Genomic DNA, 23293 nt, shown 5'->3' with positions numbered 1-23293 from the left:
ACATTATCACATGTGAATGAGAAAAGAATTACCTTTCAAGAAAAAAACCTTGACAGTAAGTCTAGGTATTGATATTATAGTAAATGACTTTTGTCCAGAAAATGAGTGGAAATAACCATCTTATCTTGTATGAAAGTACCTCAAGCACACAATATCAAGAAATATCCTCAAACTTTTCTTGATATGTAAAGAAAATTACTTTACAAAGAAAACTGATTTAAATAATAAATGATATTACAAGGAGTGAATAAAACATGGCAGTAAAAATTCGTTTAAAACGTATGGGTGCAAAAAAATCACCTTTCTATCGTATTGTAGTAGCAGATTCTCGCGCACCACGTGATGGTCGTTCAATCGAAACAATTGGTACTTATAATGCTGTTGCACAACCAGCACAAGTAACAATTAACGAAGAGTTAGCTTTAAAATGGTTAGCTAATGGTGCACAACCATCTGATACAGTACGTAGTTTATTATCAAAAGCTGGAATCATGAAAAAATTCCACGAAAGCAAATAATAATTATTGCAAGAGTTCGTAAGAGAATTCTTGCTTTTTATATGTATTTATGAAGATGAACTAATGTATTATACTTGATAATTAGAATAAATTATGATATTATGTAGTGAATTAAGTAAATACTTATGAGAGGGTGTGCGAAAAGAACTTCGCCACTCTTTTATATTGAAAGGATGTGTGTTATGAGTAAAATAGTAGAAAAAGTTAATGAGTTAATTCAACCAATTTTTACAGATTCTCAATATCATTTAGTTGATATTATGTTCGTTAAAGAAGGTGCTGATTATTTTTTACGAATTTTTGTTGATAAAGAGCAAGGCATTGATTTAGATGATTGTGCTTTAGTTAGTGAGAAAATTAGTGAAATTTTAGATGGTAATGATCCTATTGAAGAACCTTATTTTTTAGAAGTTTCTTCTCCGGGTGCTGAGCGTCCTTTGAAAAATGAAGAAGATTATCACAATGCAATAGGTAAATATATTCAAGTGAATTTATATGAAAAAATAGATGGTGATAAAATCTGGCAAGGTGATTTATTAGAAATCACTGAAGAAACTTTAAGTTTATCAGTTTTAATTAAAACAAGAAGAAAAACTATAACAATACCAAGAAATAAAATTGCTAAAGTACGTTTAGCTATTAAATTTTAATAGATGTGGAGGAAAAAATGACAAACGAATTATTAAAAGCTATTGAATTTATTGAACAGGAGAAAGGAATTTCTCGTGAAGTATTGAAAGAAGCTATTGAAGCTGCATTAACTTCGGCTTATCGTAAAAATTTTAATACAATTAAAAATGTTCGTGTTGATTTCAACGATACAACAGGTGAATATAAAGTTTATTCACGTAAAGAAGTAGTTGAAGAGGTGTTTGATGATCGTACAGAAGTCGAACTTTCGGTTGCTTTGGAAAGCAATCCAGCTTATGAAATAGGTGATATTTACGAAGAAGAAGTTACACCTAAAGATTTTGGTCGAGTGGGTGCACAAGCTGCTAAACAAGCAGTGATGCAGCGTATTCGTGAAGCAGAAAGAGAAATTTTATATAAAGAGTTTTCAGAACATGAAGGCGATATTATGAATGGTGTAATTGATCGTATTGATCACCGTTTTGTTTATGTAAAATTAGGAAAAACTGAAGCGATTTTAGGCGAACCTGAGCGTATGCCTAATGAACAATATATACCACAAACAAATATTAAAGTTTATGTCACTAAAGTAGAAAACTCTAAAAAGGGTTCTCAACCACATGTTTTAGTGTCAAGAACACATGCTGGCTTATTAAAACGATTATTCGAATCAGAGGTACCAGAAATTTATGATGGTATTGTAGAGATTAAATCAGTGGCACGTGAAGCAGGTGATCGTTCTAAAATTTCAGTTCATTCAGAGAATAAGAGTATTGATGCAGTAGGTGCATGTGTTGGTGGTAAAGGTGCACGTGTACAAACTATTGTTGATGAATTACATGGTGAAAAAATAGATGTTGTTGAGTGGTCAGAAGATCCAAAAATATTTATTGCAAATGCCTTAAGTCCATCTCAAGTATTATTAGTACAACTTAATGAAGAAAAACAATCAGCACTTGTTGTTGTGCCAGATTTCCAATTATCATTAGCTATTGGTAAAAGAGGACAAAATGCAAGATTAGCTGCCAAATTAACAAATTGGAAAATTGATATAAAATCAGAAAGTGATGCCATTGCAGAAGGTTTGTATGCAGAAGTAAAAGATCAAAATGAAATAGACAATGATGTAATAGAAGAATTATAACATTTAGAGGTGACAATAATGAAACAAAGAAAAGTACCATTGCGTAAATGTATTTTAAGCAATGAAATGAAACCAAAAAAAGATATGATTCGTATAGTAAAAAATAAAGAAAATCAAATTTTTGTTGACCCTACTGGTAAACAAGCTGGTCGTGGTGCTTATGTTTCAGATGATCTAACAGTAATTGAAGATGCCCGTAATAAGCAAAAGTTAGAAAAATTTTTTGGAAGTGATAGCGAGACGCTAGAACCAATTTATAATGAGATTATTCGTCTTATCTATCGCAAACAAATTCCTAAAAAATAATGTTAAACAATAAAATATATAATTTACTTGGTTTAGCTATGAGAGCAAGACAATTAGTAACGGGCGAAGAATTAGTACTTGCAGATATTAAAAAAGGTAAATGTAAATTGGTAATTATTGCTGAAGATGCTTCAGCAAGCACAACAAAAAAAATAGAAGATAAATGTAAAAGTTATCATATAGAGCTAGTTAAACTAGGTACACGATATGAATTAGGCTATGCCATTGGAAAAGCAACAAGAGTTATTATTGGTGTTAATAATTCGGGCTTTGCTAAAAGTATTCGCCAACTATGTGACTAATAAGCGGAGGTAAAATACATGAGTAAAATTAGAATTTATGAATATGCAAAATTGCATAATAAACAATCAAAAGAAATTATAGAAATATTAAAAAATGAAGGATTAGAAGTATCTAGTCATATGCAAATGTTAACAGATGATAATGTTGTGCTATTAGATAAAAAAATAAAAAAAGGTAGTGAAAAAGTGTCTGTTAATAATAAAAAAGAGCAAAATAAGAAAAAGAAAAAACAAAAGAATATTAAAAAAGATAAAAAATCTTTTAGTAAAAAAGAACAACCTGCTATGATTGAAGCAACAACTGATGAAACAGTTGCTGATGATACAATTGTTGTATCAGAAGGTATTACTGTAGGTGAGTTAGCAGATAAGTTAGGTGTACCCGCCGCACAATTAATTAAAAAATTATTTTTAGATTTAAAAGTTATGGCAACTGTAACACAGTCATTAGAACGTGACACGGTAGAATTAATTGCTGCAGATTATGGTAAAGAGATTATAGACGAAGTCGTTGTTAATGCTGAAGACTTAGATGTATATTTTGATGTTGAAGAAGATGAAACGAATTTATCAACACGTCCACCAGTAGTAACAATTATGGGACACGTTGACCATGGTAAAACAACATTATTAGATTTTATTAGAAATACAAAAGTAACTTCATCAGAAGCAGGTGGTATTACACAACATATTGGTGCTTATCAAGTAGAGGTTGACAGCAAGAAAATTACTTTTTTAGATACGCCTGGACATGCAGCGTTTACTACGATGCGTGCACGTGGTGCGAAAGTAACTGATATTACAATTTTAGTTGTTGCCGCAGATGATGGTGTAATGCCACAAACAATTGAAGCGATTAATCATGCTAAAGCAGCAGAAGTACCAATTATTGTTGCAGTAAATAAAATGGATAAAGCAACAGCTAATCCTGAACGTGTAACAGCTGAACTTGCTGAACATGGTTTAACAAGTGAAGATTGGGGAGGAGATACAATCTTTGTACCAATTTCAGCTTTAACAGGTGATGGTGTAGATACTTTACTTGAAATGGTCTTGTTAGTGACTGAAATGCAAGAATTAAAAGCTAATCCTCAACGTTTAGCATTAGGAACTGTAATTGAAGCACAATTAGATAAAGGTAAAGGTTCAGTAGCAACATTATTAGTTCAAAATGGAACATTAAATGTAGGAGATCCGATTGTTGTTGGTAATACATTTGGTCGTGTACGTGCGATGGTTAATGATTTAGGGCGTCGTGTACAACATGCTGCACCGTCAACACCTGTAGAAATTACAGGATTAAATGGTGTACCTTATGCAGGAGATCGTTTTGTTGTATTTGCTGATGAAAAAACAGCACGTTCTATTGGTGAAATTCGTGAACAAAAAGCTATTGTTGAACAACGTCAAGAGACAGCTAAAGTATCATTAGATAATTTGTTTGAGCAAATGAAACAAGGCGAAATGAAAGATTTAAATGTAATTATAAAAGCTGATGTTCAAGGTTCTGTAGAAGCTTTAGCAATGAGTTTAGCTAAAATTGATGTTGAAGGTGTCAATGTACGCATTATTCACACAGGTGTGGGTGCAATTAATGAATCAGATGTTACTTTAGCATCGGCTTCTAATGGTATTATTATCGGATTCAATGTACGTCCAGAAGCAACTGCTAGAAGTATGGCAGAATCAGAAGGTGTAGATATTCGTTTACATAGAATTATCTATAAAGTAATTGAAGAAATTGAAGCAGCTATGACTGGTTTATTAGATCCAGAATACGAAGAAAAAGTAATTGGATTAGCAGAAGTACGTCAAACTTATAAAGTAACAAAAATAGGAACAATTGCAGGATGTTATGTGACCGAAGGTAAAATGACACGTGATGCACAAGTTCGTGTTATTCGTGACAATATTGTTATTTATGAAGGTGAATTTGATACATTAAAACGTTTTAAAGATGATGTTAAAGAAGTTAATACTGGTTATGAATGTGGTATTACTGTGAAAAATTATCATGATATTAAAGAAGGCGATGTATTTGAAGCATTCATAATGGAAGAAATCAAACGTTAGAAATAACGGAGGTAATAAATTATGGCAAAAATACGTGTTGAACGTGTTTCTGAACAAATGAAACAAGAAATCAGTACAATTATTAATCAAAAAATGAAAAATCCACAATTAGGTTTTGTTACTGTAACAGATGTTGAAGTAACAGGTGATTTACAACAAGCTACAGTATTTGTTACTGTATATGGTAGTCAAACTGAACGGGATCAAACATTACAGATTTTAGAACAAGCAAAAGGATTTATTAGACGTGAAGTTGGTCAAGTGATTCGTTTGCGTAAAGTACCAGAATTAGCATTTGCATACGATGAATCCATTGAGTATGGAGATAAAATTGATAGATTATTAGCCAAAATTAATCAATCAAATAAATAGTTGTATATTTTAGAAAGATTTAAGAAATATTTGTTATATTAATAACTATCTTATAATGATGCAATAAAATATATAATAGTTGCTTAGACAATCATTATAGTTAAAAGCAAGAGAATCTCTCTTGCTTTTTATATTGGATATTAATTATACTAGAATTATTAAACTTCAACGACTGTGGAGGTGCTATGAAACAACAAAAAAAATTATGGACTATTGTGATGCACAGTTTAACAATTGTTTCGATAATTGGTATGATTATATTATTTATACGTTGGTATCAATTAGGTTTATTAACATCAGCAGATGCTTTACAAAAATATATTGCAAAATATGGTAAATCGGGTATTATTATTTTTATTGCTATTCAAATTTTTCAAGTAGTTATTCCAATCTTACCTGGTGCAGTGACTTCAATCGTAGGTGTATTAATTTACGGCACATGGATAGGATTTATTTATAATTATATTGGTATTTGTATTGGATCAGTAATAGCATTTATTTTAGCAAGAAAATACGGAAAAAATTTTGTTAATTTAATCATCGGTGATAAATTATATGATAAATATTTTATACAACAAAAAAGTAATCAAAATTTTTTAAAATGGTTTATTTTTCTAATGTTTTTCCCAATTGCGCCTGACGATGTACTTTGTTATGTGGCAGGGTTAACACAAATGAAGTTACGTACATTTTTAATTATCTTATTATTGTCTAAGCCATTAGCACTGTTTACCTATAGTTATGGTATGGCAAAAATTGGGCAATACGTTTGGCATTTATTAGGTTTTTAAGGAGATATCATGATTAAAGTTTGGCTAGATCAACGTTATAAAAATATTGTAGCAAAAAGTGGTATTGGTAAAGCAATTGAGCATCAATTAACAGCTTTATCATATCAAAAAAATATAGAGCTAACCAACTATAGTGAAAGTGATATTGTGCATTTTAATACTATTTTTCCAACAACGGTTATTTCAAGTAAGCTAGCTAAAAAACGAGGAAAAAAAGTTGTGATACATGCACATTCAACTGTAGAAGATTTTAAAAATTCTTTTAAATTTTCTAATCGTTTAGCACCATTATTTAAAAAATGGTTATGTTATTGTTATAATCAAGCTGATATGTTGATAACACCAACGAACTATGCAAAACAATTATTAGAAAATTATCAATTAGATAAGCCAATTTATGTCGTATCTAATGGTATTGATTTACAAGATTTTAAAGTTGCAGCTAATCAATTAAGAAATGATAAAATGATTATTTCAGTGGGTCATTATATTGAAAGAAAAGGATTAATTGATTTTGTAGAAATGGCTAAACAATGTCCTCAATATCAATTTTATTGGTATGGTTATACAGAAAAATCTTTACAGACGAAAGAAATAAAACGTGCCTTAGCAATTAAATTACCTAATTTACATTTTCCAGGTTACGTTAATAAAACACAACTTCAGCAAATTTATAGTCAAGCTGCATTATTTTTATTTATGACATATGAAGAAACAGAAGGTATTGTGTTATTAGAAGCCTTTGCAATGAAAATACCTGTTCTAGTAAGAGATATAGAAATTTATCGTGAAATGTTTAAAGCGAATGAAGATGTTTATAAGTTTTCAACTTTACAAGAATGTGAACAAAAAATATCCGCTATTGTATCTGGTAAATTATCTAGTTTAGTAGATAATGCTTATCAAAGAGCAGAAGAAAGAGATATAAAAAAAATAGGTCAACAATTAGTCACAGTATATCAAAAAGTACTAATAAAATAAACTCAAGGCGATAAAACGACCTTGAGTTTATTTTATTAGTTTTTAATTGCTTGGTAACCATCTACAACTAAATCTAATTTGCCTGTTTTAGGATCTATAACTAATCCATGAACAGGGACATTATTAGGTAAGAGTGGATGATTAACAACAGTGTTCACATTATGTTTAACTGAATCATATACATTATCGAAGCCATGTAGCCACTGTTCGACATCAATACCTGAATATTTTAATGTTTTTAAAGTATCTTCTGTAATACCACGATGTTGCATTTTTTCAACAAGTGCACTAGCATCTACCATATTCATACCACAATCATGATGACCCATAATAATAATTTCATCTGCTTTTAAACTATATACTGCAACGATCAAACTACGCATAATTGAACCAAAAGGATGTGTAATAATTGCACCAGCATTTTTTATTACTTTAACATCACCAGTAGCAAGATTTAATGATTTTAATGATAGTTCGACAAGACGTGTGTCCATACAAGTAAACATAACAACACGTTTTTCAGGATATTTATCATCAGTTTGATAAGGTAAATAATCTTTATTGTCAACAAATCGGCGATTAAATTCTAAAATATCGTATAATAATTTCATATTAAAATGCCCAGTTACCATTTCTAAACACAGCTTCTTTTGTACCATCTTCAGTAATACCATCAATATTCATCTCGCTACTACCAATCATAAAGTCAACATGTGTTGTTGATTGATTAATACCTGCGTCAGCAACTTCAGCTTCTGTCATATCACCACCACCTACAATATTTGTTGGATAAGCAGCTCCTAATGCTAAATGATTTGAAGCATTTTCATCAAATAATGTATTGTAGTATAATAAGCCACTATTAGAAATTGGAGAATCATGAGGAACAAGTGCAACTTCTCCAATATATTTTGATCCTTCATCTTGCTCTAATAAATGTTTTAAAGTTTCATAACCTTGTTCAGCTTTAAAGTCAACTACTTTACCATCTTTAAAAGTTAAAGTGAAATTATCAATAATAGTGCCTTGATAAGATAAAGGTTTCGTATTTGTTACATAACCATTTAATCCATATTTATGTGCTGCTGTAAATACTTCTTCTGTTGGCATATTTGGAATAAAAGCATCACCTTGCTCATTAATACCACCAGCAGCTACCCATATATGAGTTTTAGCTAATTCAATAGTTAAATCAGTGCCAGGTGCTGTATAATGTAATGCTTTATAATGTTTGTCGTTTAAATATTGTGCGACTTTAGTTAATTTTTCACGATGTTGTTCCCAAGCTTCTACAGGATTATCTTCATAAATACGTGTTGCTTTTAACATTGATTCTAATAATTTTGCTTGTGCTACTTCATTATTTTCTTCATCTGGGAAAACTAATTTAGCCCATGATGGTGAAGGATAGGCAGCAATTGTCCATGAATTTTTATCATTCATTGTACGGTAACGATAATATTTAAATGCTTCACCAGAGTTTTTAGCAAAATCAGCTAATTTTTGTGGTTCAATACCATTAAATAAATCTGGTGCAGAAGAGATAATATGAATAAACACAACATTATTATCTAAATAAAAACGACGTTCATCAACTAAGAAATCAGGAATTTCACTGAAGTATTCTTTAGGTTGTAATTCAGCATGTAAACGTGATAATTTATCGTCGGTTAATTTAACATGAACATCTGATGCACCTAGTTTATAAGCTTCTGTTACAACTTTATAAACTAGTGGTAAAGCATCAGTTGTACAATTCACCCATACTCTTTGTCCTTTTTGAACATTTGCACCAACTTGTGTGATAACTTCTGCATATTTTTGTAAATGTGTTTCAAAATTTTTCATGAAAGTTCTCCTTATATTTAAACTATGTTCTTATATTATCATATTTTTCAGATAAATAATAACGAAATTACCTAATATTAGATAATTTCGTTAAGGGTTATCTTTGTTTTTTAACGGCTAATGTGCAAGTAGCTAAACAAACTAAGTCTTCATCTTCATCAATAATATTGACTTGCCATACTTGGCTCGTTTTACCTTTGAATTGACATTGTGCGTGTGCGTATAAAATACCATGGCGTTTTGCTTTAATATGATGACCATTGATCTGTTGTCCGAAACATAATTCATCATTAGCAATTAACATATTTCCACCGATACTGGCGGCTGTTTCAGCTAGTAATAAATTAACACCACCATGTACAAAATCAAATGGTTGTAAATGTTTTTCTTGAATAGGCATTTGTAATACTAAAGAATGAGTATCTTGCTTAATAACAGTAATATTTAAATGGTCAATAATAGACATATTACGCCTCCTTATTATTTTTAGATAATTGTAAGTCACGTTCAATTACAGTATCTATAGCTTTTAGTAAACTATTATTAAAGTGTTGTTCTTCTAATGCACAATAGCCTGCAATTGTCGTACCACCAGGTGAACAAACTTGATCAATTAATTGTTGTGGGTGTAGCGTGTTTTTTTGTACTAAATCCGCACTGCCCAATACCATTTGACTAACAATATCAACTGCTAATTGTTTAGGTAAACCATGTTTAACACCAGCTTTAGCTAATGTATCAATTAATAAAAAGATATAGGCGGGTGCAGAACCAGCTAATGCTGTAAAAATACTAAATTTATCTTCAGGTAATATAATTGTTTTACCGATGGTATTAAAAATTGCTTGTGCTTGTAACATTTGTTGAGAAGTGGCATATTGTGTTGTTAAAGCTGTCATACTTTGAGCGATACTAGCATTTAAATTCGGCATAGCACGTATAATAGCTTGTTGAGGTAAATAATGATGGTAATCATTTAATGTCAAACCAGCAGCAATAGTAATAATTAATTGTTGTTTAAGACTATGTGTGATTTCATTAAGTAATGTTGCCATTAATTGCGGTTTAATTGCTAAAATAATAATATCACTTTGTTCAATAAGTGATAGATTATTTGATGCTTTGATTGCATTAAAATTATCACAAAAATTTTGTAAATTATTTGGTGTAGGGCTATATGCAATTAATTGATATTCTGCTTGTTGTGCTAATTTTGTTGCAATAGCTTGTGCCATATTACCAGTTCCGATAAATCCAATGTTGATCATAGAGAGTATCCTTTCATAATAGGTTTTTATTTATTGTATCATAATTTACTTATAAAGGCTTTATAAGTTAAATGAAAACAGCTATAATTTAATTTGAAGAGAGGTGTTAGAAAATGAAGAAGAATCAAAAAACAGCTAAGCACGTAACTAATAAGATGATGTTACAGTCAACAATAATGATTATCTTGACGATTATAATAGGAATTATAACTTATAATAATGGTAGTTTAACTAATCGTTTGTTAATCATTTATATTATTGTTTTAATTTTATTATTGTTAGTATGGTTAGTTAGTTTGAATACAATTATTAAACAAAAAAGTAAAAGATAGAAGTGTTAATATTAAACATTTCTATCTTTTACTTTTATTATTTTCTATATTTATTTAGGTAGCTGCGTCCCATTAAATGTGCTGCGATAGGAGAAGTAACTAATATAAAAATAATGGCTAGTATTAAACGTGAATTAATACTGTTAAAATATAATTTGAAATATAAAATAGCAGCAATGATAATAGCTATAACACCGAATGTTGAGGCTAGTCCAGAAGCATGAATTTTAGAAATAGCATCTGGAAATCTCAAAATACCAATGGCAGCAACTAATGTTGCAAGACCACCGATAATTAATAGCAGACTAATGATGATCTGAATGCTTTGAGTTATCATAGTCAATAACACGTCCTTTCTCAACAAATTTAGCTAATGCAACGGAGCCTATAAAGCTAATTAATGCAATTAATAAAACTAAAGCTAAATAAGTCGTAGAATTAAATAGCATTGAAAGTAATACAATAAGTGCTAATAATAAGACACCTAAAACATCACTAACTACAATACGATCAAGTAAAGTAGGGCCCTTCATAATAGCTAAAATCATTAAAATAAATGAAATACTAATGCAGCCTAATGCAAAATAAAGTGCAAATGTTAATATCATGATTTATGTACCTCCAAAATAGCACGTTCAAAACTTTCTTTAATGCCTTTAATTTCAGCAACAGGATTATCTGTATTGACACAATGTATTAATAAGTACTTATTATCAGAAGATACCTCAGTTGTTAAAGTACCAGGTGTTAAAGTAATCATATTAGCTAGTAGTACAATTTCCCAATTTTTTTTAACCGTTAAAGGTAATTGGATGTAATGTTGCTGTAATGATAAATTTGGTTTTAAAATTAATTTGAAAATAGCAATATCAGCTTTCATCAATTCCCAAGTAAACATCATTATTAATTTAAACCATTTCCATAGATAAATTAAATAAAACATAGTTTTAAAATGATGTCTGAAAATAAACAATAGTATGATTCCCCAAAAGAACCCAACAACAAAACTAGAAACTGTAAATTCTAAATTGAAGCACATATACAAAAAGGCTAAAATAATATTATATATAAACTGTTGGGCCATATTATTGTCCTCCTTGTAATACGACATTAATATATTTATCTGGTGACGTGAAATATTGAGATGCTGTATCTAAATATGGGTATAATGCATTAGCTGAAATACTAAATATGATAATAGTCACAGTCAATAAGATAATAGGTAATAATAATGATTTAATGTTAATTTTCTCATGTTCCATCGGTTGCTCACCCCAAAAGACATTAATAAAAATTTTAATCATAGAATATAAAACAACTAAACTAGATAATAAAATAATAATAGCTGGATAATGATGTTGAGTAGCAAAAGCTGCACGAATAATTAATAATTTACCATAAAACCCACTAAACGGTGGAATACCTGCAATACATAATGTGGCAATAAAGAATAGCCATCCTAATAGAGGATATTGATGAATTAAACCACGCATATAATACATTGATGGTTTTTTAGTAATGTAAATGATACTACCAATTAATAAGAATAATAGTGCTTTGACTAGCATATCATGAATGGTGTAGAATAAACTACCGATAATACTGTCAGTTGTCATTAAAGCAATACCTACAGTAATTACACCAACAGCAATAATAATATTATAAATTAAAATTTCTTTCATATTATAATGTGCGATAGCACCGATACAGCCTACAATAATAGAGATAAGTGCAATATACAATAATAATTTTTGGATAAAGTGATGATCAATTGGAAACATTAAGCTATAAAATCTTAGTATTGAGAAAATACCTACTTTTGTTAATAATGCACCAAATAATGCACTAATGGCAAAAGGTGGTGCACTATAAGCTTTAGGCATCCAAACAAATAATGGGAATAATGCACCTTTTAAGGCAAACACTGTAATAAACACGATACCAATAATATTAATAATACTAGGTTGATTTAATATTTTGATGGTTTGTGAAATATGTGCCATGTTTAATGTACCTACAACTGTGTATAAGTAAGCCAAAGCAATAACAAATACTGTACCACCAAAAACATTAATTAAAATATAGCTAATAGAAGCTTTTAGTTGTTGTTGACGACCACCAATAACAATTAATAGATAAGAAGCCATTAATAATACTTCGTACATAACATATAAATTAAAAATATCACCTGTCGTAAATGCCCCATTAACACCTACTAATAAAAATTGTATACCTGAATAGAAAAAGATATTTTCTCGATTACGTCCAATAGAAGGAAAGGCGTAGACAAGTACAATTAATGTAATTAATGTTGATGTAAAAACAAGAAAACTACTAGCTAAATCACTAACTAAGACAATACCAAAAGGTGCAGGCCATTGTCCCATTTCTAAAACGATGGGTCCTTCTTTAGTAATGTAAATGATCATAATTAATGTGAACAGCAATGTAATAATTAAAGATAAAATAGAAATAATTTTTTGTAGCTTAATATCTTTAATTAAGATTAAAAGAGCTGCAACAATAAGAGGAATAAAAATTGGAATGACGGGTAAATTTTGTATCATTATTCATCCTCCTTTTCTAAACGTGTAATATCATCTGACGCAGTAAGTTGATAATTTTTAATTGCAATAATTAATAAAAATCCTGTGACAGCAAAGCCAATAACAATAGCAGTTAATATTAATGCTTGTGGTAATGGATCAACATAATTAGTTGAAGTTTCATTTAATAAAGCTGCAGTATTATTTTTAAAACTACCGGCAGTAAGTAATAATAAATTAGCACCATGGGCAAATAATCCTGTACCTAAAATTACTCTTAATAGACTTTTAGATAACATCAGATAAACACCAAAAGTTATCAGACAGCCTGATAAAATAATCATAATATATTCCATTTATCTGTCCTCCAACATTGATAAAATTATTGTCATTAAAACACCAACAACAATTAAATAGACACCTAGGTCAAAAATAGCTGCAGTATGGAGTTCTAAATCACCTAAAATAGGAAAGTGAATGTGTGTAAAATGGTGTTTGAAAAAATTATTATTTGTTAACATAGCGTGAGCACCAGTTAATATAGAAATGATTAAACCGATGCCACTTAATGAAATATAATTAATAGGTAACCATTTTTTTACTTGTTGTACGTCAAAAGCTAATAATAAAATACTTAGTCCTGATGTACAAATTAAACCACCAATAAAACCACCACCTGGATTAAAATGTCCAGTAAAGTATATTTGAATTGAGAAGAGAAATGAAATAATAGCTAGTATAATCGCAAGTGATTGGAATATTAAATTATTTTGTTGTTTCATTTCTTTAACCTCCTTGTTTTCATTAAGCCATAAATAGCAAGTCCAGTTATTGTTAATACTGCAATTTCAAACATAGTATCATAGCCACGGAAATCTACGATAATAACATTGACAATGTTACCACCACCTGCTAAATCATGAACATTTTTAATATAATAGTCAATTAATTGTGCAGGATATTTTTGACTGTAAGCTAATAAACCAATAATCGTAAACAATGTACCAATAGTTACAGCAATTAGAGCATTAGTTATTTTAAATTTTATTTTTTCTAAATGTTTAATGTTTTTAGACAGTAACACAAAAGCGATTAAAAATAAAATTGTCGAAATAGATTCTATTGTAAATTGTGTGAATGCTAAATCAGGTGCTTTAAATGACATATATAATAAAGTCATTGAGAAACCAATACCACTAGATAGTAAAATAGCTAGAAGGCGATTTCTTGTAAAACATATACCAACAGCACAACAGATAATCGTAATGAAAATAACAATATTGATCCATTGCATAGGCGAAGCATTCGTGATGTCTATATTAAATGGATAATAAATAGTTAAACTAATACTTGTAGTTATGATAATAAAACTTAAAATAATGATAAAATAACGTCTTAATTGACCATTCATTATAAATTTTAATAAGGTTAATAATTTTTTAGGTAAAATATAAATTAAAGTATTGTAAATATAGTTAACACTTATTTTTTTAGGGAAAAATTTATAAATGTAAGACCAATATTTAAAAGAAATAAATCCAATTAAACCTAAAAAGATAATAATCAATGTACATAGTAATGTTGGTGTAAAGCCATGCCAATAGCTAATATGCACTTCATAATTGTCACCAGAATTATACAATGGTAATAAAATTGCTTGAGTAGCTGGTTGAATAATGTAACGATTTAACATATTAGGGAACAAACTAATTATTAAAATTAATAGCACTAATATTACAGGTGAAGCTAGCATTAAAATTGTTTCTTTATGTATATGTCTAGGATATTTTTCTTCAATGAATTTACCTAAAAAAGGTTTGGTCATAATAATTGCTGAATAAATAAAAGTAAATATTGAAGCAAAGATAGCAACGACAAGTGCTACTTTCATCAACCAATGTACATGTGATTGAGAAAAAATAACAAAGCTATCTAAGAAAAATTCTTTACTTAAAAAACCACTAAATGGTGGTAAGCCAGCCATACTTAAACTAGCAATAATTGTTAATGTAAAAACAATAGGCATATGGTGCATTAAACCACTTAATTCACGTATGTCACGAGTACCTGTTTCATGGTCAATAATTCCTGTAATCATAAATAGTGTACCTTTAAATAATGCATGATTAATGATATGGAAAATGACACCAAATATTGCAACTGCATAAATATTCTCATTAATTGTAGTTAATGAGAAACTTAAGCCACCAACACCAAGCATAGATGTCATTAAGCCTAATTGACTAATTGTAGAGTAGGCTAATAATCCTTTTAAATCATGTTCACGAAGTGATAAAAATGAACCTAATACTAAAGTAGTTAAACCACCAATAACTAAAATATAAGACCAATAAGTATTTAGAGCAAAAATCGGTGTTAATCTTGCCAATAAATAAATTCCAGCTTTAACCATAGTGGCACTATGTAAATAAGCACTAACGGGTGTCGGAGCTTCCATTGCATCAGGCAACCAAATACTAAATGGAAATTGTGCTGATTTAGTAAAAGCACCTAATAAAATACCAATCATAGCGAGTGTAAATGCAGGATGTGAGATGAATTGTGGTGCTAAAGTAATTAAAGTACGAATTTCTAATGTTTGTGTTAAATTATAAATAATAGCGATGGCACCTAACATCATTAAACCACCGAAAACAGTGATCATCATTGATTTTAATGCACCGTATCTTGAACGTTCACGATAATGCCAAAAACCAATTAATAAAAAAGATGCTAGTGAGGTAAACTCCCAAAACATATAAATAGATAATAAATTATTAGAAAGTACGACACCTAACATGGCAAACATAAATAGCAATAGGTAAGTATAAAAAGCCCCTAAATCTTCTTTCTTCTTATTTAAATAGAAAACAGAATAAAAGATAACGCAACTTCCAATACCAGAAATAAGTAGTGCAAATAGTAAACTCAAACCGTCTAAATAAAGGTCGAAACTTATGCCGAAGTGATTCAACATTGTTAATGGTAAAATGATTGTTTGTGATTGACCGATAATGGGTAATAGTGTGAGTAAATAAATAAAAATTGACAATGGAATAAAGAAAACAAATAGACCTGTGTGAATTGTAGGTAAATATTTTCTTAATATTGGTGTTAGTATTGCACCTAATAGTGGTAAACAAATTAACCAATGTAGTATGGACATATATTCACTTCCTTTAAATTTAAGTATAAAGTAAATTATAACATATAAGTCAAGTAAGTCAGAAATAATTGGGCTCTTTTTACTGTGGATTAAATTTGACTTAAAGCTAGTAAAGTCAGTATGATTAAAAAGAAAGAGAGGAGAATATGATTTTACAAGAACAAGGAATTATCTTAAGAATGTTAGATTATAGTGATAGTAGTAAAATTGTGACTATTTATACTCCTGCTATGGGAAAAATAGCTATTTTAGCTAGAGGTGCTAATCTTCCTAAAAGTAAGTTTGTTACGAGTTGTCAATTGATGAACAAAGCTGAATTTATTTTTAATAAAGGTAAAGGTATGGGCGTACTTTCTCAAATTGATGTCATAGATTATTTTAAAAATATTAAAACAGATATTTTACAATCAACATATGCACAATATATTTTAGAATTATTTGATCGTACATTTGATAATGATGATCGTCCTTCTGTAGGTGCATATACATTATTAGATACAGCATTAACGGCAATTAATAATGGGCAAAATGCACAAGCATATTGTTTAATGCTGGCAATAAAATTATTAAATATGAATGGTATTGCTATTCGTTTAGGTCAGTGTTATCACTGTGGTGTTAAAGATGAAAGTCAATTACTAGCCTATGATTTTAAACATGATGGTACGATTTGTTATCAGTGTCAAAGTCATTATCCTAATGCATTACCTTTGTCAGCTAAAGCATTGTATATTATTAGACGCTTATTTTATATTCCGGTGACGCAATTAAATCATTTATCAATTTCAGATGAGACATGTCGTCAAATTTGGAATTTTATAGATATTTTATACCAAGATAATTTAGGGATATATATAAAATCAAGACAAGTTATTAAGCAAATGGATAAATTATCAAAAGAATTATTAGAATAGGTTGCTGTGTAATTTAATATTGTTAATTATGTAGTGAAATCATTGACATTCTTAATAATTTTGTTATCATTATAATTACGTAAATATGTTCTTTTATCTAGGATTAGAAGTAAATTAAAATGATATAATAAGCGCCTAAAGATTAAGACTATTATTACGACACCCTTATCAAAGGTGGGAGAAGTACATGGCATATAATAAAAAAATTGAACAGATTTTAAATGAAACAGATATTGTTGATATTGTTAGTGATTATGTACAATTAACTAAGCGGGGCAGAAATTATATAGGATTATGCCCTTTTCATGATGAAAAAACAGGCTCTTTTTCAGTATCTCCTGAGAAACAAATTTGTCATTGCTTTGGTTGTAAAAAAGGCGGTAATGCGTTTCAATTTTTAATGCAAATTGAAAATATTTCATTTCAAGAAGCGGCAGCAAAATTGGCTAAGCGTGTAAATATTGAGTTTAATACACAAAATGCACCATTATTAAGCCAAATAGATACACAAGAAGCACATATGATGTATGCGCATCAAGTAATGACAGAAATTTATCATCAAGTATTGATGAATTATGATGAGGGTAAAATAGCTTACGATTATTTAAAAATGCGTGGTTTTACTGATCAACAATTGAAAACATTTCAAATAGGTTATGCACCAAATTTGGATACATTTACTGTGGAGCAACTAACCAATAATCAGTTTGATTTAAATGAAATGGTTCAAGCAGGATTAATTAATAAAGATGAAGAGAATTTTAAATATTATGATCGTTTTCGTGGTCGTATTATGTTTCCTATTAAAAATCAGCAAGGTAAAGTCGTCGCTTTTTCAGCTAGAACAATTGATAATTTACCTAACCAGGCTAAATACATTAATAGTCCAGAAACACCAATATTTATTAAAAACCAGACATTATATAATTTTTCTAATGCACGTACTGCAATAAAAAAACAAAATGAAGTTATTATTTTTGAAGGCTTCATGGATAATATTTCTGCACATATCGCAGGAGTGACAAATGGTGTAGCAATTATGGGTACGGCTTTAAGTTCCGCACATATTAATTTATTATCTAAATTAACGACAAATATGACATTATTATTTGATGGTGATAAAGCAGGACAACAAGCAATGCTGACTACTGGAGAACAATTATATCAACAAGGTTTTAATACTTATGTTATACAGTTAGAAGATAATCTGGATCCAGATGAATATATAAAAAAATTTGGAGAACAACAATTTCATAAATATATTGTTGATTACAAACAGCATTTTTTATCTTTTAAAATTAAATATTTAAGATCTCAAGTTTCATTAACAAATGATCAGGCTGTAATTGCTATTAAAAATAAATTATTACCAGATATTAAATCAGTTATGGATTTATCTTTACGTAATAAATTATTAGAGAAATTAGCTCAATTATTTGAATTGAATTATCAAACTTTATTAATTGAAATTGAACAAGTAGAAGCAGTTCATATTCAGCAATTCACGCAACAACAAATGATTAATGTGTCATCGCATTACTTAAAACAAAGTCAACAAAATTTAAAATTATCTAAGGAACAACGTACAGAATTATTAATGTTAAAACGTTTTTTTTCAGATAAACATATTTATTTAGAATACTATCATCGTATTGCTAATTATCAATTTAGTCAGCCTGAATTGATCAATATTTTTAATCAATTAGGTGAATATTATGCGCAGCATGATGTGTTGATTTTTAATCAATTTTTAAATTATTTATCGTCAAACTTGGAAGTAGAACTTGCTAATATCATTGATAGTTTGGCTATAAGTCCTGAAATGCAACCTAATGAAATGAAAGATTATTTAAATGTTTTATTAAATATGAAAGATATTAAAGCACAATTACAACAATTACAACAAAATATTGTTGTTGCAAAGTCAAATAATGATATGTCAACTGTATTAAAATTGACAACACAATATATGACTTTGCTTAATGCTCAAAAAAATAGTCGCTAATAATCAAATATTTTATTTATTATTTGAAATAAAGGAGAAATAACATGACAGAAAAAAAAGAACAACAATCTAGTGAACAAGAATTATTATTAAATCAAATTAAAGAAGAGTTAGTCGCAAAAGGAAAGAAAAATGGTGAATTAACTCAAGAAGAAATACTGGAAAAACTTTCTCCTTTTGAAATTGATACAGATGCAATGGACGACTTTTATGAATTATTAAATGAAAATGATGTAGTGATTATCACTGAGAAGAACATGAAAGAAGCAGAAGAGGAAATTGATTTGAATGATTTATCAGTACCAGCAGGTATCAAAATCAATGATCCAGTTCGTATGTATTTAAAAGAAATTGGGCGAGTACAATTATTAAATGCAGAAGAAGAAGTACATTTGGCCGAATTAATTGAGCAAGGGGATGAGAGTGCTAAAAAACGTTTAGCAGAAGCTAATTTACGTTTAGTAGTAAGTATTGCTAAAAGATATGTTGGTCGTGGTATGTTATTTTTAGATTTAATCCAAGAAGGTAATATGGGATTAATTAAAGCGGTAGAAAAATTTGATCATCGTAAAGGATTTAAATTTTCAACTTATGCAACTTGGTGGATTCGTCAAGCCATTACACGTGCAATTGCAGATCAAGCACGTACTATTCGTATTCCAGTTCACATGGTAGAAACAATTAATAAATTAATTCGTATTCAAAGACAATTATTACAAGATTTCGGACGTGAACCAACACCAGAAGAAATTGGTGAGCAAATGGAATTAACACCAGAGAAAGTGCGAGAAATTTTAAAAATTGCACAGGAACCAGTATCATTAGAAACACCAATCGGTGAAGAAGATGACTCTCATTTAGGTGATTTTATTGAAGATGCTGAAGCACAATCACCAGCTGATCATGCAGCTTATGAATTATTAAAAGAACAATTAGAAGATGTGTTAGAAACATTAACAGATCGAGAAGAAAATGTTTTACGTTTACGTTTTGGTTTAGATGATGGCCGTACACGTACTTTAGAAGAAGTTGGAAAAGTTTTTGGGGTAACAAGAGAACGTATTCGTCAAATTGAAGCAAAAGCTTTACGTAAATTACGACATCCATCACGTAGTAAAAAATTAAAAGATTTTATGGACTAACTCTTAACCCCTTGTATATCAAGGGGTTTTGTTTTTCGGATAACTTAAGAGGCAAAAAAGGGGCAGTTTTAAATGATTTTTAATTGTTGAATTTTTAAATAAATAGAAAATAGGTGAGGGGAATATATGGAGATTTTAGAACATTTTGGTGTATATGGTGTGTGTATTCGTGACGAGAGATTATTATGTATAAAAAACAAGGTGGGCCATATAATGGTAGATATGATTTGCCTGGTGGTAGTCGTAACAATGGTGAAAGTTTGTTAGATACATTGACTAGAGAATTGACGGAAGAAACGAGTTATAAATTAATTAAAGTTTATAATAATGCTTTATTTGACAGCTTTGTAAAAATAAATGAGAAACAGTATGTGCATCATATCTTTGGAGTATATGATATTGATCTAGAAAAAAATAATGATGTTGAAGAAGTACAAAAATATATTAATGATAATGAAGTTAATGATTCATTGGGCGAAGAATGGGTAAATATAAAAGAACTAAATGAACAAAATGCTTCGCCATTAATATTGAAAGTAATAGAACAACAAAAAGCATTTCAAGCAATAAAATATGATCAATGGGAGACGCTTAAATAAAAGAAATTTTAAATTAGATTATTTTTGTCGTATCAAGAATATAAAATTGATATAGGAGGTGAATAACAGCTAAATAGCGAACAATTAACTATTAAGCTGTAAAAAATGACGATGAATTATATCACAGCTATTATTTGTTTAATTTGTTGTTGTGCAAGTATCTATATTAGTATAGAAATCAAAAAAGTACAATGAACAGTTTGATGTTCATTGTACTTTTAATCTATTTATCTTTGCTTTTATTTTTATTAACATCCATAATCATTGGTAAAATCATTGGTTGACGTGCAGTTCTTTCGTATAAGAAAGGCGTTAATTTTTCAATGATTGTTGAACGTATTATTTGCCATGTTGCTGGTGTATCTTGATGTAATTTTTCTAAAACGCTTTGTCTTAATAAACGTTGTGCATCAAAAATTAAATTACCAGCTTCTCTCATATAAACGAATCCACGAGAAATAATGTCAGGGCCAGATAATAAATGTTTTGTTTTAAAATCAATAGAAACAACAACAATAACTAGACCTTCTTCAGATAATAATTTTCGATCACGAATGACCACATTACCAATATCACCAATACCAGAACCATCTACTAAAACATCTGATGCAGGTACTTTACCGGCAATACGTGCACTATCTTCTGTTAGTGCTAAAACATCACCATTTTCCATGATGAATATATTATCTTCGGCAACATCACAATCTACTGCTAATTCGGCATGCATGGCTTGCATACGATATTCACCATGAATAGGCATAAAATATTTTGGTTTAATTAAACGTAACATTAATTTTTGTTCTTCTTGAGAACCATGACCCGAAGTATGAATGTTATTTAATGAACCATGAATTACATCAGCACCAGCTTGATATAAAGCATTAATTGTTTTATTTACTGCCAGTGTATTACCAGGGATAGGTGAACTTGAAAATACAACTGTATCACCAGGAATAATTGAAATTTGACGATGAGAACCATTGGCAATACGACTTAATGCAGCCATAGGTTCACCTTGTGAACCCGTACATAAAATTAATAATTTATGTGGAGGTACTTGTTTAATTTTAGAACCTTCAATAAAAGTATCTTTTGGTGCTTTGATATAACCTAGTTCAGTACCAATATTAATTGCTTTTTCCATAGAACGTCCAAAGACTGCGACTTTACGATCATGCTTAACAGCTGATTCAACAACTTGTTTAACACGATAAATATTTGAAGCAAATGTTGCAAATATAATACGCCCAGGGACTTTTCTAAAAATATTATCAATGCTTTCACCAACTTTACGTTCACTCATTGTAAAAGTGGGTACTTCAGCATTAGTTGAATCAGAAAGTAAACATAAAACACCTTCTTTTCCTAATTCAGCCATACGTGTTAAATTAGCTGGTTCGCCGACAGGTGTAAAATCAAATTTAAAATCACCTGTATGGACAATTTTACCATTCGGCGTTTCAATAACAATACCATAAGCATCAGGAATTGAGTGTGTCGTTCTGAAAAATGATAGAGAAATATTATCAAATTTAATAATATCGTCTTCTTCAATAGGGATTAATTTAGTCGTTTTTAATAAATTATGTTCTTCTAATTTATTACGAATTAATCCTAATGCTAATTTTCCACCATAAATAGGAATATTTAATTGTTTTAATAAGAAGGGAATACCACCAATATGGTCTTCATGACCATGGGTAATAAATAATCCTTTAATTTTATTTTTATTTTTAACAAGATAAGAATAGTCAGGAATAACATAGTCAATCCCTAATAATTCATCTTCAGGAAACATAATACCAGCGTCTACAACAACGATTTCATTTTTATATTCTACAGCATAAGTATTTTTACCGATTTCACCTAGTCCGCCTAAAGCAAATACGGCTGTTTCATTATTTTTTAAAAATTTCATATTAAGCCTGCTCTACTTTGAAATCAGGATTATGTGTGCGCTCATAGTCTAAGTGTTTAGATTCTAAAGCTTGAATTAATTCGATATTATAAGGGCGATCAGCTAAAAATTTGCGGACTTCTACATCACTAGCTGCTTCTACATAAATTGTTTCTGTATTTTCTCTTAATAATGCTTGTGAACTATCTGGTTGGAAAAATACTTTGTAAATTGTCATAATGTGACCTCCAAAATTTTAAAAATTTATTAATATAAAAGTATGTGACTACTGTTTAATGATGAATAAAGGTCACTGTTATTGAAATATACAGCGACCACATAGACAATAATCGAACGATTCTAGTAGCTACAAACATACCATTCTTAATTTATAATACATGAAAATATCAAAAAATGCTAGGAAAATATATCTTGAATTAATTGCGATGTAGCCCATTT

Annotated in this window: 27 protein-coding genes; 14 read left to right on the top strand and 13 right to left on the bottom strand. The window is 29.4% G+C overall.

From position 1 onward, the window contains the following. Positions 1-254 precede the first annotated feature (254 nt). The 9 genes from rpsP (at position 255) to AC5EAH_RS05220 (ending at position 7117) form a co-directional block, all read left to right on the top strand. Complete coding sequence (rpsP, locus tag AC5EAH_RS05260; protein ID WP_493493716.1) at positions 255-518, top strand: 30S ribosomal protein S16; 264 nt, start codon at positions 255-257, stop codon at positions 516-518. Positions 519-700: 182 nt separating this feature from the next. Further along, on the top strand, positions 701-1168 hold the full coding sequence (rimP, locus tag AC5EAH_RS05255) for a ribosome maturation factor RimP (protein ID WP_493493715.1): 468 nt from the start codon (positions 701-703) through the stop codon (positions 1166-1168). A 17-nt stretch (positions 1169-1185) separates the two neighbouring features. Further along, positions 1186-2292 carry a transcription termination factor NusA gene (gene nusA / locus AC5EAH_RS05250; protein WP_493493714.1) on the top strand — a complete coding sequence of 369 codons (1107 nt, stop codon included), beginning with the start codon at positions 1186-1188 and terminating at the stop codon, positions 2290-2292. 18 nt (positions 2293-2310) lie between these two features. Next, positions 2311-2598: an RNase P modulator RnpM gene (gene rnpM, locus AC5EAH_RS05245; RefSeq protein WP_493493713.1), complete on the top strand. Its 288-nt coding sequence runs from the start codon at positions 2311-2313 to the stop codon at positions 2596-2598. Beyond that, the gene (locus AC5EAH_RS05240; protein WP_493493712.1) at positions 2598-2900 is read left to right on the top strand and encodes a L7Ae/L30e/S12e/Gadd45 family ribosomal protein; all 303 of its coding nucleotides are present in this window, start codon (positions 2598-2600) and stop codon (positions 2898-2900) included. Before rnpM ends, AC5EAH_RS05240 begins: the two co-directional genes overlap by 1 nt. Positions 2901-2918: 18 nt before the next feature. After that, positions 2919-4973 (top strand): translation initiation factor IF-2, encoded by a 2055-nt coding sequence (gene infB, locus AC5EAH_RS05235; protein ID WP_493493711.1) that lies wholly within the window; start codon positions 2919-2921, stop codon positions 4971-4973. 21 nt (positions 4974-4994) lie between these two features. Beyond that, positions 4995-5345, top strand: a complete 351-nt coding sequence (gene rbfA / locus AC5EAH_RS05230) for a 30S ribosome-binding factor RbfA (protein WP_493493710.1) — start codon at positions 4995-4997, stop codon at positions 5343-5345. A gap of 185 nt (positions 5346-5530) precedes the next feature. Beyond that, a complete protein-coding gene (locus AC5EAH_RS05225; protein ID WP_493493709.1) occupies positions 5531-6136 on the top strand; it encodes a TVP38/TMEM64 family protein in 606 nt (201 codons plus the stop codon). A gap of 9 nt (positions 6137-6145) precedes the next feature. Further along, positions 6146-7117: a glycosyltransferase family 4 protein gene (locus tag AC5EAH_RS05220; protein ID WP_493493708.1), complete on the top strand. Its 972-nt coding sequence runs from the start codon at positions 6146-6148 to the stop codon at positions 7115-7117. A gap of 35 nt (positions 7118-7152) precedes the next feature. Here the strand turns inward: AC5EAH_RS05220 and AC5EAH_RS05215 are convergent, their stop codons facing one another. The 4 genes from AC5EAH_RS05215 to proC all read right to left on the bottom strand — a co-directional run bounded on the left by AC5EAH_RS05215 (position 7153) and on the right by proC (position 10233). Further along, positions 7153-7728: a beta-class carbonic anhydrase gene (locus tag AC5EAH_RS05215; protein ID WP_493493707.1), complete on the bottom strand. Its 576-nt coding sequence runs from the start codon at positions 7726-7728 to the stop codon at positions 7153-7155. Position 7729: 1 nt separating this feature from the next. After that, complete coding sequence (locus AC5EAH_RS05210) at positions 7730-8965, bottom strand: aminopeptidase (RefSeq protein WP_493493706.1); 1236 nt, start codon at positions 8963-8965, stop codon at positions 7730-7732. Positions 8966-9062: 97 nt separating this feature from the next. Then, a complete protein-coding gene (locus tag AC5EAH_RS05205; RefSeq protein ID WP_493493705.1) occupies positions 9063-9431 on the bottom strand; it encodes a PaaI family thioesterase in 369 nt (122 codons plus the stop codon). 1 nt (position 9432) lies between these two features. After that, positions 9433-10233: a pyrroline-5-carboxylate reductase gene (gene proC, locus AC5EAH_RS05200; RefSeq protein ID WP_493493704.1), complete on the bottom strand. Its 801-nt coding sequence runs from the start codon at positions 10231-10233 to the stop codon at positions 9433-9435. Positions 10234-10346: 113 nt separating this feature from the next. Here proC and AC5EAH_RS05195 point away from each other — a divergent pair, with 113 nt between their 5' ends. Continuing rightward, positions 10347-10565: a hypothetical protein gene (locus AC5EAH_RS05195; protein ID WP_493493703.1), complete on the top strand. Its 219-nt coding sequence runs from the start codon at positions 10347-10349 to the stop codon at positions 10563-10565. 37 nt (positions 10566-10602) lie between these two features. Here AC5EAH_RS05195 and mnhG read toward each other — a convergent pair whose 3' ends face one another. From mnhG to mbhE, 7 genes are read right to left on the bottom strand one after another with little or no spacing between them, the layout of a single operon-like run. After that, the gene (gene mnhG, locus AC5EAH_RS05190) at positions 10603-10902 is read right to left on the bottom strand and encodes a monovalent cation/H(+) antiporter subunit G (protein ID WP_493493717.1); all 300 of its coding nucleotides are present in this window, start codon (positions 10900-10902) and stop codon (positions 10603-10605) included. Then, on the bottom strand, positions 10871-11173 hold the full coding sequence (locus AC5EAH_RS05185) for a monovalent cation/H+ antiporter complex subunit F (RefSeq protein ID WP_493493702.1): 303 nt from the start codon (positions 11171-11173) through the stop codon (positions 10871-10873). The genes mnhG and AC5EAH_RS05185 overlap by 32 nt, the downstream gene beginning before the upstream one ends. Beyond that, complete coding sequence (locus AC5EAH_RS05180; RefSeq protein WP_493493701.1) at positions 11170-11649, bottom strand: Na+/H+ antiporter subunit E; 480 nt, start codon at positions 11647-11649, stop codon at positions 11170-11172. The genes AC5EAH_RS05185 and AC5EAH_RS05180 overlap by 4 nt, the downstream gene beginning before the upstream one ends. A gap of 1 nt (position 11650) precedes the next feature. Beyond that, positions 11651-13132 (bottom strand): Na+/H+ antiporter subunit D, encoded by a 1482-nt coding sequence (locus AC5EAH_RS05175; protein WP_493493700.1) that lies wholly within the window; start codon positions 13130-13132, stop codon positions 11651-11653. Continuing rightward, on the bottom strand, positions 13132-13467 hold the full coding sequence (locus tag AC5EAH_RS05170; RefSeq protein WP_493493699.1) for a Na(+)/H(+) antiporter subunit C: 336 nt from the start codon (positions 13465-13467) through the stop codon (positions 13132-13134). The genes AC5EAH_RS05175 and AC5EAH_RS05170 overlap by 1 nt, the downstream gene beginning before the upstream one ends. Continuing rightward, complete coding sequence (locus AC5EAH_RS05165; RefSeq protein ID WP_493493698.1) at positions 13468-13893, bottom strand: Na(+)/H(+) antiporter subunit B; 426 nt, start codon at positions 13891-13893, stop codon at positions 13468-13470. After that, positions 13890-16277, bottom strand: a complete 2388-nt coding sequence (gene mbhE, locus AC5EAH_RS05160) for a hydrogen gas-evolving membrane-bound hydrogenase subunit E (protein WP_493493697.1) — start codon at positions 16275-16277, stop codon at positions 13890-13892. Before mbhE ends, AC5EAH_RS05165 begins: the two co-directional genes overlap by 4 nt. A 146-nt stretch (positions 16278-16423) precedes the next feature. On the opposite strand from mbhE, the gene recO reads away from it, so the two are divergent. The 4 genes from recO (at position 16424) to AC5EAH_RS05140 (ending at position 20937) form a co-directional block, all read left to right on the top strand. After that, complete coding sequence (gene recO / locus AC5EAH_RS05155) at positions 16424-17191, top strand: DNA repair protein RecO (RefSeq protein WP_493493696.1); 768 nt, start codon at positions 16424-16426, stop codon at positions 17189-17191. Between the two features lie 187 nt (positions 17192-17378). Continuing rightward, positions 17379-19196 (top strand): DNA primase, encoded by a 1818-nt coding sequence (dnaG, locus tag AC5EAH_RS05150; RefSeq protein ID WP_493493695.1) that lies wholly within the window; start codon positions 17379-17381, stop codon positions 19194-19196. A gap of 44 nt (positions 19197-19240) precedes the next feature. Continuing rightward, positions 19241-20338 carry an RNA polymerase sigma factor RpoD gene (rpoD, locus tag AC5EAH_RS05145; protein WP_493493694.1) on the top strand — a complete coding sequence of 366 codons (1098 nt, stop codon included), beginning with the start codon at positions 19241-19243 and terminating at the stop codon, positions 20336-20338. 185 nt (positions 20339-20523) lie between these two features. After that, positions 20524-20937, top strand: a complete 414-nt coding sequence (locus tag AC5EAH_RS05140) for an NUDIX domain-containing protein (protein ID WP_493493693.1) — start codon at positions 20524-20526, stop codon at positions 20935-20937. A gap of 223 nt (positions 20938-21160) precedes the next feature. Here AC5EAH_RS05140 and rnjA read toward each other — a convergent pair whose 3' ends face one another. Further along, positions 21161-22855: a ribonuclease J1 gene (rnjA, locus tag AC5EAH_RS05135; protein ID WP_493493692.1), complete on the bottom strand. Its 1695-nt coding sequence runs from the start codon at positions 22853-22855 to the stop codon at positions 21161-21163. A 1-nt stretch (position 22856) separates the two neighbouring features. Beyond that, positions 22857-23072: a DNA-dependent RNA polymerase subunit epsilon gene (locus AC5EAH_RS05130; RefSeq protein WP_493493691.1), complete on the bottom strand. Its 216-nt coding sequence runs from the start codon at positions 23070-23072 to the stop codon at positions 22857-22859. Between the last annotated feature and the right edge of the window lie 221 nt (positions 23073-23293).

The sequence above is a fragment of the Staphylococcus sp. B1(2026) genome, assembly GCF_058895785.1.
This window is presented reverse-complemented; position numbering and strand designations above follow the sequence as displayed.

What these genes read in the sequence shown, in the direction of transcription:
- rpoD (WP_493493694.1), top strand. Translation starts at nt 19,241, where the DNA reads ATGACAGAAAAAAAAGAACAACAATCTAGTGAACAAGAATTATTATTA.
- AC5EAH_RS05205 (WP_493493705.1), bottom strand. Translation starts at nt 9,431, where the DNA reads ATGTCTATTATTGACCATTTAAATATTACTGTTATTAAGCAAGATACT.
- mnhG (WP_493493717.1), bottom strand. Translation starts at nt 10,902, where the DNA reads ATGATAACTCAAAGCATTCAGATCATCATTAGTCTGCTATTAATTATC.
- AC5EAH_RS05185 (WP_493493702.1), bottom strand. Translation starts at nt 11,173, where the DNA reads ATGATATTAACATTTGCACTTTATTTTGCATTAGGCTGCATTAGTATT.
- rnpM (WP_493493713.1), top strand. Translation starts at nt 2,311, where the DNA reads ATGAAACAAAGAAAAGTACCATTGCGTAAATGTATTTTAAGCAATGAA.
- mbhE (WP_493493697.1), bottom strand. Translation starts at nt 16,277, where the DNA reads ATGTCCATACTACATTGGTTAATTTGTTTACCACTATTAGGTGCAATA.
- nusA (WP_493493714.1), top strand. Translation starts at nt 1,186, where the DNA reads ATGACAAACGAATTATTAAAAGCTATTGAATTTATTGAACAGGAGAAA.
- AC5EAH_RS05220 (WP_493493708.1), top strand. Translation starts at nt 6,146, where the DNA reads ATGATTAAAGTTTGGCTAGATCAACGTTATAAAAATATTGTAGCAAAA.
- recO (WP_493493696.1), top strand. Translation starts at nt 16,424, where the DNA reads ATGATTTTACAAGAACAAGGAATTATCTTAAGAATGTTAGATTATAGT.
- rnjA (WP_493493692.1), bottom strand. Translation starts at nt 22,855, where the DNA reads ATGAAATTTTTAAAAAATAATGAAACAGCCGTATTTGCTTTAGGCGGA.
- proC (WP_493493704.1), bottom strand. Translation starts at nt 10,233, where the DNA reads ATGATCAACATTGGATTTATCGGAACTGGTAATATGGCACAAGCTATT.
- infB (WP_493493711.1), top strand. Translation starts at nt 2,919, where the DNA reads ATGAGTAAAATTAGAATTTATGAATATGCAAAATTGCATAATAAACAA.
- dnaG (WP_493493695.1), top strand. Translation starts at nt 17,379, where the DNA reads ATGGCATATAATAAAAAAATTGAACAGATTTTAAATGAAACAGATATT.
- AC5EAH_RS05195 (WP_493493703.1), top strand. Translation starts at nt 10,347, where the DNA reads ATGAAGAAGAATCAAAAAACAGCTAAGCACGTAACTAATAAGATGATG.
- AC5EAH_RS05165 (WP_493493698.1), bottom strand. Translation starts at nt 13,893, where the DNA reads ATGAAACAACAAAATAATTTAATATTCCAATCACTTGCGATTATACTA.
- AC5EAH_RS05180 (WP_493493701.1), bottom strand. Translation starts at nt 11,649, where the DNA reads ATGGCCCAACAGTTTATATATAATATTATTTTAGCCTTTTTGTATATG.
- AC5EAH_RS05130 (WP_493493691.1), bottom strand. Translation starts at nt 23,072, where the DNA reads ATGACAATTTACAAAGTATTTTTCCAACCAGATAGTTCACAAGCATTA.
- AC5EAH_RS05225 (WP_493493709.1), top strand. Translation starts at nt 5,531, where the DNA reads ATGAAACAACAAAAAAAATTATGGACTATTGTGATGCACAGTTTAACA.
- AC5EAH_RS05210 (WP_493493706.1), bottom strand. Translation starts at nt 8,965, where the DNA reads ATGAAAAATTTTGAAACACATTTACAAAAATATGCAGAAGTTATCACA.
- AC5EAH_RS05215 (WP_493493707.1), bottom strand. Translation starts at nt 7,728, where the DNA reads ATGAAATTATTATACGATATTTTAGAATTTAATCGCCGATTTGTTGAC.
- rimP (WP_493493715.1), top strand. Translation starts at nt 701, where the DNA reads ATGAGTAAAATAGTAGAAAAAGTTAATGAGTTAATTCAACCAATTTTT.
- AC5EAH_RS05240 (WP_493493712.1), top strand. Translation starts at nt 2,598, where the DNA reads ATGTTAAACAATAAAATATATAATTTACTTGGTTTAGCTATGAGAGCA.
- rpsP (WP_493493716.1), top strand. Translation starts at nt 255, where the DNA reads ATGGCAGTAAAAATTCGTTTAAAACGTATGGGTGCAAAAAAATCACCT.
- AC5EAH_RS05170 (WP_493493699.1), bottom strand. Translation starts at nt 13,467, where the DNA reads ATGGAATATATTATGATTATTTTATCAGGCTGTCTGATAACTTTTGGT.
- AC5EAH_RS05140 (WP_493493693.1), top strand. Translation starts at nt 20,524, where the DNA reads ATGTATAAAAAACAAGGTGGGCCATATAATGGTAGATATGATTTGCCT.
- AC5EAH_RS05175 (WP_493493700.1), bottom strand. Translation starts at nt 13,132, where the DNA reads ATGATACAAAATTTACCCGTCATTCCAATTTTTATTCCTCTTATTGTT.
- rbfA (WP_493493710.1), top strand. Translation starts at nt 4,995, where the DNA reads ATGGCAAAAATACGTGTTGAACGTGTTTCTGAACAAATGAAACAAGAA.